At 40.1% G+C, this 14,021-nt stretch carries 11 protein-coding genes; 6 read left to right on the top strand and 5 right to left on the bottom strand.

The window, feature by feature from the left end; translation table 11 throughout:
- Positions 1-26 precede the first annotated feature (26 nt).
- On the bottom strand, positions 27-2,663 hold the full coding sequence (locus JL001_RS07895; protein WP_200975575.1) for a glycoside hydrolase family 2 TIM barrel-domain containing protein: 2,637 nt from the start codon (positions 2,661-2,663) through the stop codon (positions 27-29).
- Positions 2,664-3,014: 351 nt separating this feature from the next.
- Here JL001_RS07895 and JL001_RS07890 point away from each other — a divergent pair, with 351 nt between their 5' ends.
- The 3 genes from JL001_RS07890 (at position 3,015) to JL001_RS07880 (ending at position 4,955) form a co-directional block, all read left to right on the top strand.
- Positions 3,015-3,437 carry a hypothetical protein gene (locus JL001_RS07890; RefSeq protein ID WP_200975574.1) on the top strand — a complete coding sequence of 141 codons (423 nt, stop codon included), beginning with the start codon at positions 3,015-3,017 and terminating at the stop codon, positions 3,435-3,437.
- A 12-nt stretch (positions 3,438-3,449) separates the two neighbouring features.
- A complete protein-coding gene (locus tag JL001_RS07885; RefSeq protein ID WP_200975573.1) occupies positions 3,450-4,115 on the top strand; it encodes a DNA alkylation repair protein in 666 nt (221 codons plus the stop codon).
- A 324-nt stretch (positions 4,116-4,439) separates the two neighbouring features.
- Positions 4,440-4,955, top strand: coding sequence for a heme-binding domain-containing protein (locus JL001_RS07880; protein ID WP_200975572.1), 516 nt, complete (start codon positions 4,440-4,442; stop codon positions 4,953-4,955).
- A gap of 52 nt (positions 4,956-5,007) precedes the next feature.
- Here JL001_RS07880 and JL001_RS07875 read toward each other — a convergent pair whose 3' ends face one another.
- Positions 5,008-6,336 (bottom strand): adenylate/guanylate cyclase domain-containing protein, encoded by a 1,329-nt coding sequence (locus JL001_RS07875; RefSeq protein WP_200975571.1) that lies wholly within the window; start codon positions 6,334-6,336, stop codon positions 5,008-5,010.
- 141 nt (positions 6,337-6,477) lie between these two features.
- The gene (locus tag JL001_RS07870) at positions 6,478-6,702 is read right to left on the bottom strand and encodes a VF530 family DNA-binding protein (RefSeq protein ID WP_200975570.1); all 225 of its coding nucleotides are present in this window, start codon (positions 6,700-6,702) and stop codon (positions 6,478-6,480) included.
- 52 nt (positions 6,703-6,754) lie between these two features.
- Between JL001_RS07870 and JL001_RS07865 the strand changes: the two genes are divergently transcribed.
- Positions 6,755-8,071 (top strand): DEAD/DEAH box helicase, encoded by a 1,317-nt coding sequence (locus JL001_RS07865; RefSeq protein ID WP_200975569.1) that lies wholly within the window; start codon positions 6,755-6,757, stop codon positions 8,069-8,071.
- A 112-nt stretch (positions 8,072-8,183) separates the two neighbouring features.
- Here the strand turns inward: JL001_RS07865 and JL001_RS07860 are convergent, their stop codons facing one another.
- A complete protein-coding gene (locus tag JL001_RS07860) occupies positions 8,184-10,115 on the bottom strand; it encodes a DUF3857 and transglutaminase domain-containing protein (RefSeq protein ID WP_236252746.1) in 1,932 nt (643 codons plus the stop codon).
- Positions 10,116-10,123: 8 nt separating this feature from the next.
- Positions 10,124-11,974: a DUF3857 domain-containing protein gene (locus JL001_RS07855; protein WP_200975567.1), complete on the bottom strand. Its 1,851-nt coding sequence runs from the start codon at positions 11,972-11,974 to the stop codon at positions 10,124-10,126.
- A gap of 199 nt (positions 11,975-12,173) precedes the next feature.
- Between JL001_RS07855 and JL001_RS07850 the strand changes: the two genes are divergently transcribed.
- A complete protein-coding gene (locus tag JL001_RS07850) occupies positions 12,174-12,638 on the top strand; it encodes a MaoC family dehydratase (protein WP_200975566.1) in 465 nt (154 codons plus the stop codon).
- A 74-nt stretch (positions 12,639-12,712) separates the two neighbouring features.
- On the top strand, positions 12,713-13,837 hold the full coding sequence (locus JL001_RS07845) for a hypothetical protein (protein ID WP_200975565.1): 1,125 nt from the start codon (positions 12,713-12,715) through the stop codon (positions 13,835-13,837).
- The last annotated feature ends 184 nt before the right edge of the window (positions 13,838-14,021 follow it).

Raw genomic sequence — 14,021 nt, 5'->3', positions numbered from 1 at the left:
GTCATTTGTAATAATCTCAACATGGATTATCTTATCTCTATGGTTTGAGTAGGAGTATTCCAGCCACCAATTTCAATCAATGCCTCAGTACTTTTCAGTTTGTCATAGCTTACTGTAATTGTCTTTTCTTCCCCAGGCACCAATGAAACATAGTTGTCACTAAAGAAAGTGGGCAAGAGCCTCTCCCTAGTGTCTGCATCAACCAAAGAAAGTCGGTTAAAGAAAGACACGGTATTATCTGCTGAGTTGCTTACTCTCACAATGATTTCGCTATCAGAAATCTTGGTAGCCTCCACTTCCAACTGAGCGCTGACCATTTCCTGCAATCCAGAATAGTTGCCTTCTGCATCTGGTATCCAATAGAAGTTATCACTGACTAATTCTTGGTCCACATTCAAGAGCTGTACTGACAAAAACAGGCCTTTTTCCTTACTCAACTCTTGAATGCTCTTCTGAAGGGACATGATCAAACGGATACTGGTCGGTTCGATGTAGTTAAATACTTGAGTCAATCGTTTGCTTTTACCCTCCATGTCATAAGCTGTCACTCGAAGCATCAGGTCATGCTGCTGCTCAAAAGTATTGTTGGCGATCATGATATTTCCTTTCACAGGGTCATACATGGCATGCAAAGCTTCACTTCCTTCGCGAAGCCCATAGAGACAAGCATTCGGATCGAGGTAATAGTCATACATCTGTCCACGAAGCGCCGTCCAAGGATTCTGGGTTTTCCAAATGATCACCCCAGTATACCAATCCCACATATGGGCCGTAAAGCCTTCCATCAAGCCCCTGTATTGGTTGTAATTTACCAACTGGGCTTTGGTAGCAAAATCTTCCATATCAGTTGGTTTACCATATGGTTCCATGGAATTGGCATAGTCAATATATTTGTGATAAGTCCAGACTTCATCCCTTACCTTCTCAGTGCCTTCCATTTCAATTGGAATCACTTGGTTTTCTTCCGGTAAAAATCGTCTTAATGAGACGGCATCTCCAGTTCCCACAGAGCCTACTTCTGAGTTAAATGGCCAAGTGCGCTCTGCCCAGAAAGTACTGATGTCCTGAATACCATAAGGACCATCACCGTTTCCTCCTTTAAAGTTATAAGACATTTCATCCGAATTGGAATAATCGATAAACCAACGGGTCCCGTCGTATTCCGGTAAAATCTCCTCTTTGATGGCATGCATGATATCTGCGGGGGGAGTAATCTCATTTCCGCCACACCAGATGGCCAAAGAGGCATGGTTACGAAGCATTTTCACGACATCTTTGGCAGACTCAATAAACAGGGAATGATCATCCGGGTATTGTCTGCGGGTCCATTGGTCTTCCTTCTTTTTGGGGTCTAACCAACGACCGTTACAATCTCCTGACATCCAAAAATCCTGAATGACCAACAATCCGTATTTGTCACAAGCTTCATAAAACTCTGGACGCTCCGGCAAGGCCCCTCCCCAAATTCGGATCAGGTTCAGATTCATATCCCTATGGAATCGGATTTCAGCATCATACCTTTCTTTGGAAAACCTCAACATGGCATCCGAGATGATCCAGTTCCCTCCTTTGATAAAGATCTTCTGCCCATTTACGGAAATTTGCTTACTCAGCGTATGGGCATTCCAATCTGTCTGAATCTCTCTTACCCCAAAGGTTACTTTTTCGCTGTCAGAAGTCTGGCCATCTGTCAGGAATTTTATATCCATATCATAAAGGTTTTGCTCACCATAGCCACTTGGCCACCATAATTTTGGAGCTTTCAAAGCAAAGTCCGGCAAATCCACCTCAACGGTTTTATGAGCTTCAAGACTCACTGCTTTGCTCACCGTCTGTCCAGCTAAAGTATATTGCAAAGTCCCCTTCACGGGAACAGAAAGAGTATTTTGAAGTTCTGCTGACACTTTGATGGTGGCAGGATCTTGTTCTTCTCCAGGCTTTCTTACACCTTCCACCAAAGTAACAATGTGGGGATTCTTTAAGTTGACGGCCCCAGTTTTTTCAATAAAAACCTTGTCCCAGATCCCCGTATTTCGATCTCTAACAGGTTGGATCCAATCCCAGCCGGCAGTATACTGCAGGGCCACTCCTTTGGCAATGGTCCCATCGCCCCCTTGTCCTCCATTGGGATTTCCCACATGATCTGCTGGATGCACCAAAACAGCCAACCTGTTTTTTCCATTGTCAGCCAATAAGGAAGTAATGTTAAATTGCTTACGCAAATACATGCCTTTATAAGGCTCAGCATTGACTTTTTGACCGTTTAGAAAAACCTCCACACTGTAGTTGATTCCTCGGAAACTTAACCAAACTTGCTCTCCTTCTTTGGCTTTTTCAGTGAAATCTTTTGCAAACCAATAGGTATAATGCTCACGGCCTGTTTCATAAATGTCCTTGATTTTTTCATTGTTCATGCCGTAGAATGGATCTGGCACTTTGCCATTATTGAGCAGGGTGGTAAGCACCGTACCGGGAACAGTGGCCGGCATCCACTTTTTTAAGGAATAGTCAGTACTGGAGAGTTCAGAGCCTGTAGCCTTAGTATCTCCAATGGGATTACAGTACCATTCACTGTTTAATTCATAGCGATTCTGTGCCGCAGCAATCTGAATACAGCACAAAGTGAGTACACAGATTTTAAAGAATAGGTAAGAAATTTTCATAGGTTTTGTATAGGTTGAATAGGTAAACAAGTTTTGTAAAATTTTTACAAAACATACTTAAATATAACAAATAATTATATTATCTATTTCATTTACTTAAATCTACGCAATTAATTCAACCATAAAATTCAAATTTTACTCCCAAAGATTCCATTTAGGTTCATTTTGTAAGCTCATTAACTCTCAAACCAAATGGGTATCCAAAGCTACCCATTTGGTTTGAGAGTTAAGTAAGTTTCCTTTTGATCAGATTCCATTAGTTTAGCCATAGAAAGCACATCCGGTATGGCAATCAATTCCTTAAAACTATTATCTTAGCAGAAAGCAACTAACATTTTTTATATTCAAAACATGAGTCTAATTGAATGGATTGGGGAATCCATAAGCCCCAAAAAGGTAGGAAACATTGCAAATGAAGCACCTGCTTACAGCCGAAAATCAAAAGTATTTATCATCCTGAACTTTATCATTTCAGGATTGATTTTAGCGGGCTATTACTATCTCCTCTTCCGCAATGAACCTTCTGTAAGTATCAAGGAGATTGGTTTTAGCAGTTTTATTATCCTGTGCTATTTATTGATGAGTTACTACTTCAAACCAAAGCCAGACTATGATAATGTTGGAATATTTGGAGGGATCATTGATCATCCCTTTAGAATTTCAGATGATTTCAATAGGATCCTAATCGTGCTTAAAATACTGCTTATTCCTGGGAGGTATGTTGCGTCTTCTATCCGGGATTTTTATAAATTCGTTAAATTCACTACAAATTAAGAAATACTAAAAATGACCCTTTCTGAAGTACTCAGCCAACTTGAAGCCTTGGGCAGTGAAAGAATGCGGCTCCAAAATGCCAAGCGAGGAGCGCATGATAACCAATACGGTGTCAAAATGGGAGACATCCGTGCTTTGGCCAAGAAAATAAAAAGCGACCACCCACTGGCGCTTCAACTTTGGGCTACTGAAAATATCGATGCCAGATTAGTGGCCATCCTGATCATGAAACCTAAGGAGCTTTCCGACAAGGAATTGGACGAAATGGTCAAATCCCTGAAATTCTCTCAGGTTTCAGATTGGTTCAATTCCTATGTGATCAAAGAACATCCAAATAAAACAGCTTTCAGGGAAGCTTGGATGAACGATAAAAACCCTTGGGCTGCTCGAGCCGGATGGAATCTCACCAGTAGCTTGATCAACAAAGGAGCAGAAGGATTGGACCTTAATGCCATACTTGATCGATTGGAAAAGGAAATGGGCAGTGCTGCCCCTGAAGCGCAATGGACAATGAATTTCAGCTTGGCCCATATTGGGATTCATCATCCTGAATATCGGGAAAGAGCCCTTGAAATAGGAGAAAAGCTGGGACTTTATAGGGATTACCCTACTTCAAAAGGCTGCACCTCACCCTTTGCACCCATCTGGATCAATGAGATGGTCAGCCGTAAAAAATAGTTTTACTACATCAAATCGCTCTAAACCTTAAAAAATGAAAAACAATTGGATTACAAGTACCTATAAATGAAATAATTTTTTTCTTTATAGTTGATTTTATGCCTTTTCTCACAGAGTAAAGCGATTCAGGATTCATCCAAAGAAAAGCTAGCAAATGTCATATTTAAGCCGATTTAAAAAAACAATCCATGGCTTTTAGTTCCTTGCATATTAAGAACATATCTATTTTGAAATTATACCAAGGATAAAAAAGCGGCTTGGATTAATTTTATTGGAAATCGATTGTTAAATTAACTTGTTCAACACAACTCAAACTTTCCGATTATGGTAAAAAAAATCTTGTTGGCACTTTTAGCCATATTTATCATCATTCAGTTTTTTAGGCCTGAAAAAAATGATACCAATGCCCAGCCCGCTCCATTAAGTGATACATATGCCATCTCATCTGAAGTGGAAGGCATCCTTCAGAAAGCCTGTGATGACTGTCACTCCAATAGCACCGTCTATCCTTGGTACTCAAATTTCCAACCTGTAGCTTGGTGGCTGGATGGACACATCAAAAATGGCAAACGCCATTTGAATTTTGATGACTTCACCAATTCACCCATCGCCCGACAAAACCATAAATTCGAAGAAATCGTGGAAGTCATCGAGGAAGGTGAAATGCCATTGGAGTCTTACACCTCCATGGGAATGCACAGCGAAGCCAACCTTACGGAAACTGAAAAATCAGCCTTGATGAATTGGGCCAAGGAACAAATGGCCATGTTAAAGGCCAATTACCCAGCAGACAGTTTGGTAATGAAAAGACGACCAAGACCTCAGGGATCAGAACATTAACCAACGAATGGCAGCCACTAAAAATGGCTGCTTTTTCATCTCCTGTAACTGATCAATCATCATAGCTTTCCTTCATTACCGCTGTGACCAAATCAATTGCATTTTCCCATGCTTTTTGCACGTTACCATTGTGGGCGTCACCCAGCTCTTCTTTGATCGCGTCCAAAATCACCTCTTTGAGAATGGGGTAATACTCTTTTTTGACTCCATAATGAATATGTTGTTTCCCTAGCTGATGCAAACCCATTTTTAAATGCTCTGGCCTGCTCAAGGAATAAATAATCCCGCTGAGCATATGGGTAAGCATCCTGCCTTGCTCCAGCATGTTTTTCTTAAAAAGGCTTTGGACGCCCGGAGCTCTAATAAATAGTTTTTCGTAAAAACGCTGTGCAAAGCGGTCCTCATTCTTCAATAACAAATCCAAGGTGGCCTGCACTTCCAAATTGGTATCGAAGTGGGCGAAGCCTTTGATCTCAAACAATTCAAAAACTTCATCCTTTCCTTTTAAACTTACACTAGAGTGCTTCCCTATTCTTGCTGTATCACCCGGTAACTGATCCAAAAAGTTTTTGGAAACCAACAGTTGGGTTTTCAAATCTTTATTTTGATTTTGGATCCTGCTGGCCACGTTAACAGGATCACCAAGGACCGTAAATTGTTTATGCTTGGGGTGGCCGAGGTTTCCCACAAAAGCATGACCGAAATGAATTCCTATTCCCACTTGAAAGACGGTAGAAAAATCCTTCAACTCCATCTTGTTCAATCGCTGCACCGCATAGAGCATCCCCAAACCAGCCCTGAGTGCATCCATGCAGTTTTTCTCCTCACTTCCTCCACCTGTACCAAAAAGGCCAATGATCTCATCTCCCGCATATTGGTAAATGATCCCATCGTTCATCAATATGGGATCACCCAAAATGGTAAAAAAACGGTTCAGCATATGGGCTAAATCAAAGTTGGTATGCTGAGAGGCAATGGAGGTAAAATCCCTCATGTCGCAGAACAAAATAGCCAAAGACCTTTCCTCTCCTACATCAGCCGGTAAGGTCTCCATCTGCAACTTACTGATTTCAGCACTGGTCCAAACCAATCGCTGAATCGCCGCATCTCCCTTTAATTTGGTCTGACAGGCCAATCTAATGGTAGGGTCCCAATTCCGAATCCGTGCTACTTTCCTTTCCCATTCATCGGGAGGAGAAACATGGTGCATTCCATCAATCACCCGAATCCGACATGTCGTACACCTTCCGTTTCCACCACATTCGTGCAAATGGGGAATCTTATGTGCAATAGAAACTTCCAGGATATTGTCATAATCCCTTTCGAGCTCTATCTCACGGTTGATACCTACATATTTCAGTTTGGGCTTAGCATCAGGCATCGTCAAAAAATTATTTATGGTCTACCTCAATATACTAATTACAGGACACAAAAACCTACTAACCACCATTTTATATATTCAAAAAGCAAAAAAAATAGAACTTTAAGAAAGCCTTATTTGAGTCTTCCCTTCGCATTACGACTACTTTTTCTTGTTCAAAAGATCCAGATAAAGTGCTTCTACCTTATCTCTTGCCCAAGGAGTTTTCCTAAGAAACTTAAGGCTGCTTTTGATGCTTGGGTCATTGATAAAACAATTGATACGCACCATGTCGCCAAGATTTTCCCAGCCATAGTATTTCACCAAAACAGTAACAATTTGCTCAAGTTTTACCCCGTGCATGGGGTTATTGGGTTGTTCTTCCATGGAATAGACACATTATACTGATTTATAAAGATACTTGAATTACCTTTGTTCCATGACACTTTTAAGCATAAATCAAAAAGCAATATTATCAGGCCTTGGCTTTGAGGCGCTCAATGAAATGCAGGAAGCCACTGTAGCGGCCTCCAGTAAACATTCCAAGGTCAAGCTTTTAGCTCCTACGGGAAGTGGTAAAACTGTAGCCTATTTGATGAGCATTTTGCCCAAACTCGAAGAAAAGGAAGGTGTTCAAGCGCTGATCTTAGCGCCTACAAGGGAGCTGGTCTTACAGATTGAAAGTGTCTTAAAGCAAATGAAGCTGCCCGTCAAGGTCAATGCCTGCTATGGAGGGCACCTTTTCAGCATAGAAAGAAAAAACTTCTCTGTGCCACCGACCATTTTGGTGGGTACTCCTGGAAGGATCAAAGACCATCTCGAAAGAGGTACCTTTGACGCCAAAGGTATTTCCCAACTTGTTTTTGATGAGTTTGACAAAGCTTTGGAACTGGGTTTCACAGGGCAGATGCGTTATATAACCAGTCAGCTTTTTAATGTAAAAGATAAAATTTTGGTTTCTGCAACAGACGGGATTGAAATACCCTATTTTTTGGATTTCGATGATCATTATACAGTGGAAGCGGAAGGAGAAGGCAAGCCCAGCATACTAATCAAAAAATTGGTTACTCCAAAAGGCGAAAAGCTAGAGGGTTTGCTTTCATTGATTCAAAATCTACAAGCAGGTCAAAATGTGATTGTATTTGCCAACCACAGGGATGCTTGTGACCGAATAGGAGAATTCCTGGACCAACATCAAATCATTTTCGCCCTCTTTAGAGGAGGCTTGGAGCAGGATGAAAGAGAATCCCAACTTACTAAGTTCAGAAACGGCAGTGCCCAGGTCTTGATTGCTACAGACATTGCTTCTAGAGGCATTGATATTCCGGCCTTGGATTATGTGGTTCATTTTCAAATTCCGTCTCAGGAAACTACCTTTTTGCACCGAAATGGACGAACAGCTAGAATGAAAGCTTCAGGAACCAGTGTGCTGATCATGTCAGAAACAGACTACTTACCGCCCTACCTGACACATCAGCCCGAAACGCTTCTTCTCCATGAAGGAGAAAAGAACATCGAACCTCCATTTGCTACCTTGCATATTAACAAAGGTAAAAAGCATAAGGTAAACAAAATCGATTTGGTCGGCTTTTTCCTTCAATTTGACTTTATGGATAAAGAAGATTTGGGCCTGATCGAAGTGAAGGACTTCTTCTCCTATGTGGCCATAAAACGCAGCAAATACCAACAAGCCATTGATGCCTCCGAAAATCAAAAGATCAAAAGGAAATCCATCAAAGTGAGTTTGGCAAAATAAGGTTGCCAATTTGATCACTCTTTAGGAAGCTTTTTTGCGTGTCGTGCCAACCCATAAAAAAAGCTGCTTGTCATAGACAAAGCAGCTCTGTTAGGGTGATCTTTCAACTTTCTCAGGATTTCTTCTTCAGCACTACCGGCTCTTGAATCTTATTGACCATATACTCCATAAATGCTTTGAGGTCTTGGTAGTCAGAGGGCTGTACCATCTCTGTATTCAAATCAAATTTCACATTGATTCTAAGCACATTGTTATTGGTATCTTCTTGAGGAATATAGACAAACCTGGCCAAACCACTAGGCATGGATATGGCTAATTGTTCTGGAAAATCATCCAATTCGTAACCTTCAGGAATGCTGATATTGGCAATATAATTATCAGAAAATACATAGTTAAAATCCACTGGAAAATTCCTATCATCAATCTTAAATGGATTTTCCTTATGCCTTTTTACCATAATGGGGTTGATGAGCAAAAGCTCCGCAGAAGTGTTCATCGGCATATTGACCATAAAACTACTTTCCACTTGTCTTCTTTTGCTTTCCAGGTCCTTCACTTCAAGGCCCATGACATTGACCTCATCCTTGTCCAACATCTTTTCCAATTTCTCTTCATCCAAATCATCATTTCTCTCTAGAAATGACACTGCGTCATAATCCACATAACGCACTGTGTGGCCAAAATGAATTGAATCCGCATCCAAAGAAATATTGACCATTTGTCTGATTCCTGACTTATGTTCCAAGTTCATTCTTATCAAATCACTTCCCTCTTCTTTCACCAGGAAACCGCCTTCGACATGATACGCTAGAGGCAAATAACCGAACGGAACATGCTCATGGGAAGTATCCGCAAACACCACTTCTCCGTCTATAGTAGCTTTTACAATAAGCCTATTGAACTGCCTCACAAATGGAAATTGAACCAAGTAGGATCTGCCATTTCCTTTGCTACTGATAAGCATTGGATCTGCTTCAATTCCATTGGCCCGTAACATGGCAATCATCAGAAGGTTCAACTCTGTTTTGCTCCCAACTTTATTGGCCACCAACTTTTTGATGTTTTGATCTGGCACAAAACCGCCTTCGTCGTTGAGCGTATATTTTTCTTTAATCAGCTGATAAATATATGCTGCTTTCTCGGCCTCTGTCTCTCCTTCAATGTCTACTTCAGCAAGGTCCTTAAATGTTCCATTATTTCGGAAATAGGATTTGAAGGAATCAAATGCAAATATTTCATCTGCCAATTTCTGCCAGTTGCTTAGAATTGATTTGTAATGCCCCAAGTTTCCATAATCCTTATATCCAGCCAACTGAAATTCTATCTTGTCCAGATAGTCCACAAAGTTGTTCATATAAGGCTCAGACTGCACAGATTTTAGGTTGGTCAAAGTCCATTCATTTTCACCAAAATTATTTACTCTATTTTGGTTGGCTACTACAAAATGTTCTCCCTGGCCTAAAAACCGGTAATCCAGGTATTCTGGGATGTCTATTTTATATCGGGAAAAAACAGTCGGGATATCATTCTGAAACTGCCATCCATCTAAGAAAGTAATGTTGTCAAAGTAATGGTCATATTCATATTCAATGATTGATCCTTCCTTTACATTGGGAAAAGTAAACCTGATTTCCTTATAGCCATTTCCTAGGTCGGTCTCATAGAAATCTTTTTTGGACATCTTGGTAATTACTTCTTTGCCATTCTCAAGATTCATCACTTGCGCCTTTAAGCCTGTAATGCTTTCCACCTTATTTTCACCTTCATAATAGGTAATGGAAATATCCGCATAATCTTTGGCCTTGCTGTCAAAAATCTTTAGTCTTCTCTTTACCTCCGTAATCAATCTGCCATTGGAAAAGAACCCGATTCCTTGCTCACCTAAAACGATGGCAGCAGCTTCAGGCTCAAAAGCACATGAGGTCATCTCTAGTTCTTCTGAATTGTATTTTCCCAACTTCACTTCATAATCTTGGGCAAAAGAGGAAAAGGAAAATAACGTTAAAAAGGCCATTATAGAAAAGACCCTAAGTTGGTGGTACATATTGTGTATCATTTCTTTAAAAATATCGGTTGATCATCTAGCTTTTCTATTTGCTTGAGTGTCTTAGTGATAGTCTCTTCATTCACATCTTCAGGGAAATGAAACTTTACGACTCTAGCAATTTTTAATAAATTATTCTCAAGAACTTGGTGCTTTTTATAATCAAAATAATCCTCAACAAGGTCCAAGTCTACTTCTCCACTTTCCAGCTCCATTTCCTCAGGGCTCGCAATCTCAATATTCTCCTCCCAATGCATATTAAAATTCAAAATATCATCTGCCTTGATCGTCTGGTAACTTGGTTTGATAATTAGCCTCTTGCTGGTGCTTTGATAAAACTGCTGTAAAAAAGTTTCATGATTCAGGATGGCCTTCGGTACGATTTGCTGATTATCTACATTGAGATCAAATTTCTCAATATGAGCGCCACTAAAATCCAAATCATAATAGATATGCTTTTCAACTTCCTTTTCATTTAAATGATGCTGCACTGCCAAATAGGTCTGTGCTGCAAAACCTGTCATTTCTTTGGTTTGCTTGATCCTGGCCATTCCTTGGCCAAGCAGCTCAATCTTTGAATTATTCTTGATCTGGTTATAATCATCAGACTGATAAGCTGGAGTTTTGACGAGCTTTCCTCCCTCTTCAGTAATGACCAGCACATGTCTGTCCATCGTAAAATCCCCTAAAAAACCTGCAGGCAAAGTACTGGAGGTGCACTCCAGCCAAACCGTATCCTGCTCCATCGGAACTTGCAATATGGCATGGTTGAACTGGTTTGACGGAAAATCCACATCAATGTCCTTTTCATCACTTCCAGCATTTACCAAAACATAATTCGCATTGATTCCAGCCTCTTTAAGCATGGCATTCATAAACATACTTAAAGCTTTACAGTCGCCATACTTGGCCTCAAATACTTCCGTGGCATACATGGGCATAAAGCCTCCGATCCCCAACTGGATACTTACATAGCGATAATTATCCTGCATGTATTTATACAATATTTGAATCTTTTCCAGCTCCGACTTAAGCCCTTCTGTAAGTTCAGCGACTTTCGCTTTCGCCTCTGGCGACAAGTCATCCTTGCCTTGATTAAGCTGATAGATCCAATTACCAAAACCTCCCCAAGTCTCCATATTGGACGAATAGCCTTCCATAGTAAAATCCTTTGGAGCAATTTTTACCATGGCGATACTATCCTCATCTGGTTTATCATCTGAAAGTTCGATAAGATTCTCGAGCTCCCAATGCATTTGAACCTTTCCCTCGGCTTTTGTCTCTTGGGCTTCATGGTCGATATTCTTTACCAGATACCTGACCTCCATGTTTTCAGGATAAATTAAATTAAGTTCAGCCTTTTCAACCAACTGTTTTTTATTTCCTTCAGGCCTCCAAGTAGGGAATGACATGTTCCCCCTCTTTTTAGTGGTATACTCAAATTCAATCTCTAGGGGAAATTTACCTGCATGTAATTCAAAATATTTTAACCTGCTATCTTCAAAAACGGAATAATCAGAAATGAGAGAGACGTCGTTCAGGTCTTTCAATTTCAGTTTTTCGATTGTTTTTCCTGATTCCTTATCCGTAATCACTCCACTAAAATCTTCAATCGAAATCAGATCATTATAAAAAATGGTAATCAGCCCATCTTCCAACCCATCTTTGTTAAGCACAGTGACTTTTTTCTTCACGGTCTCCAGTACTTCGAAATCAGGAGTCAACTCAACATCAAGTGTCTTGACAACCCTGGAATTAAAAAGCACCAGCTTTTTATCAGTTTGGGCAAGTACTTCACTTTTATAAAAAAACAGTGAAAATAGGGACCCCAAGAGTGCCCACTTAAAAAGGAGTTTCATTTTAAAATGTGTGGAATTATTAAAATTAAAAACAAATAGAAACCTAAATCAAGTAAATAATTTCTGTAAAACAATAAGTATTACCAAAAAACGTTGACGAAATCACGCTTGATGTAAGCAAAAAGCTTAAAACCAGCAGGTTTAATAATGTACGGCCTTTTGTGTATATTCGCTTTTTAATTTATCATAACCATACTTCATGAGTCAGTTAATTATTAACAGTTTTGAGGAATTCGAAGAATATATCGGTAAAGATTTAGGAATTTCTGAATACCATACCATCACCCAAGAGCAAATCAACAAATTTGCTGATGCTACCTTGGATCACCAATGGATCCACACCAATCCTGAAAAAGCCAAGGCTGATGGCGCCTTTGGCAACACTATCGCCCATGGATACCTTACCCTTTCTCTAGTACCTTTTCTTTGGGAACAAATTGTTCAGGTTAACAACCTGAAAATGCTGGTAAACTATGGCATTGAGTCATTGCGTTTCGCACAGCCTGTAGTAGTGGACAGTGAAGTAAGGCTCCATGCCAAACTGGCCAATATCACCAATTTGAGAGGCACAGTAAAGACAGAAATGGAAATAAAGCTGGAAATCAAAGACCAAAGGAAACCGGCCTTTACAGGTAAATTGGTTTTCTTGTATCATTTCAAGTAATTCTGGCACAGTACTAAAAAGGTTTGTTTTTGAGGAACTATAAACTATATTTATAGTTCCTCAAAAACAAACCAATGTTTAAAACAACACTCCTCCTTTTTTCGCTTTCGGCCTTTTTTCTCTTTTCCTGTGGCCAAAATTCATCTGAGTCCAATACCAAAGTCGAAACTGTTTCACTCGTAGTGAAAGACTCCATCGATATCTCCTATTTGGGCAAACTGATGCTACAGGATGTGGACACCAAAAACAGCAGACTTTTGCTGTATGACCAACAGCAAAGATTGTTTCTCATCACAAATATGAAAGGTGACATCCTCCATCAATTTGGGAAGCAAAAAGACAGCAAAGGCGGCATAAACTACCAATATGGCCCAGCCAAGTTTTTCAAAGAAGGACAGGTACAAATTATAGGCATGCAGGGATTTTCTTGGTTTGACTTCAATGGAGAACTCCTCGATCATAAAAAATTCACCAACGAAGAACCTCCTTCATTTTCTGCACGACCTATGCTTGCCGAAGAGTTTGCTCTCATCGATGGTAAGTATTTGGGGAAAGCCGTCCGCGCGCGAGGTCAGTACAGTATTATTGATCCAGAATTCTATGATGAATTTCAATTATTGGCTTGGTTTGATACTAAAGAAGCTACCTATAAACGTGTCTTTGGATTAGAAAATGAGAGTTTGTTCAAAAACGGAATGGCCTATGATGTCACTGAGATGATGCCCACTCACACTTACTTCGACAATAAAATTTTCATTGCGGTTGGTGTGGATCCTCACTTAAACATTTACCAGTCTCAACCACCTTATAGTTTACTGTCCCGCGTTCCGCTCCAATACTCCCCTTTTTTCCAAAGTGAAGGCGAGGAGCCGGCCAAAGCTGATCCTTTGGCCATCAAGGGACCAGGTGCTTCAGGACACACGCAAAACCTCAAGGCCACCTCAAAATACCTAATTATTGGCTTTGTGTCAGGCTATAACCCTGACAAAGAAACTGATGGTGTTCGCCCCAAATCTTCTGAACATTTTTACATTATGGACCATGAAGGAAAAATGATGACTATACTTGACAATACATTTGACATCAACCTTAGAGAGTTCACCACCCGGAATGACGAAATATGGGCCGTAAAGAAAATTAGTCAAGAGGTAGAGGAAGACTTTATTCGTATCTACCGAATGGCCATAGAGAAGCAATAGGCCTAAAACTTAACAAACATGGGTAGAAAAAATTGCTTGATAAGTATAAAACATATTATTGATAATAAAAAAATAGCCTCCAAGAGAGGCTACTTTTTTGTTGTTAAACCAAAATAAAATATGTCTTAATTAAACCCGAAATAAGCAATAGAGAATCTATTACGGTCTGAAACTGCTTTAAAAT

Source organism: Echinicola sp. 20G (assembly GCF_015533855.1).
Classification (GTDB): domain Bacteria; phylum Bacteroidota; class Bacteroidia; order Cytophagales; family Cyclobacteriaceae; genus Echinicola.
This window is presented reverse-complemented; position numbering and strand designations above follow the sequence as displayed.

Excerpts from the sequence above, each read along its gene's own strand:
- JL001_RS07890 (WP_200975574.1), top strand. The coding sequence starts at position 3,015 with ATGAGTCTAATTGAATGGATTGGGGAATCCATAAGCCCCAAAAAGGTA.
- JL001_RS07860 (WP_236252746.1), bottom strand. The coding sequence starts at position 10,115 with ATGTACCACCAACTTAGGGTCTTTTCTATAATGGCCTTTTTAACGTTA.
- JL001_RS07885 (WP_200975573.1), top strand. The coding sequence starts at position 3,450 with ATGACCCTTTCTGAAGTACTCAGCCAACTTGAAGCCTTGGGCAGTGAA.
- JL001_RS07880 (WP_200975572.1), top strand. The coding sequence starts at position 4,440 with ATGGTAAAAAAAATCTTGTTGGCACTTTTAGCCATATTTATCATCATT.
- JL001_RS07850 (WP_200975566.1), top strand. The coding sequence starts at position 12,174 with ATGAGTCAGTTAATTATTAACAGTTTTGAGGAATTCGAAGAATATATC.
- JL001_RS07865 (WP_200975569.1), top strand. The coding sequence starts at position 6,755 with ATGACACTTTTAAGCATAAATCAAAAAGCAATATTATCAGGCCTTGGC.
- JL001_RS07845 (WP_200975565.1), top strand. The coding sequence starts at position 12,713 with ATGTTTAAAACAACACTCCTCCTTTTTTCGCTTTCGGCCTTTTTTCTC.
- JL001_RS07875 (WP_200975571.1), bottom strand. The coding sequence starts at position 6,336 with ATGCCTGATGCTAAGCCCAAACTGAAATATGTAGGTATCAACCGTGAG.
- JL001_RS07870 (WP_200975570.1), bottom strand. The coding sequence starts at position 6,702 with ATGGAAGAACAACCCAATAACCCCATGCACGGGGTAAAACTTGAGCAA.
- JL001_RS07895 (WP_200975575.1), bottom strand. The coding sequence starts at position 2,663 with ATGAAAATTTCTTACCTATTCTTTAAAATCTGTGTACTCACTTTGTGC.
- JL001_RS07855 (WP_200975567.1), bottom strand. The coding sequence starts at position 11,974 with ATGAAACTCCTTTTTAAGTGGGCACTCTTGGGGTCCCTATTTTCACTG.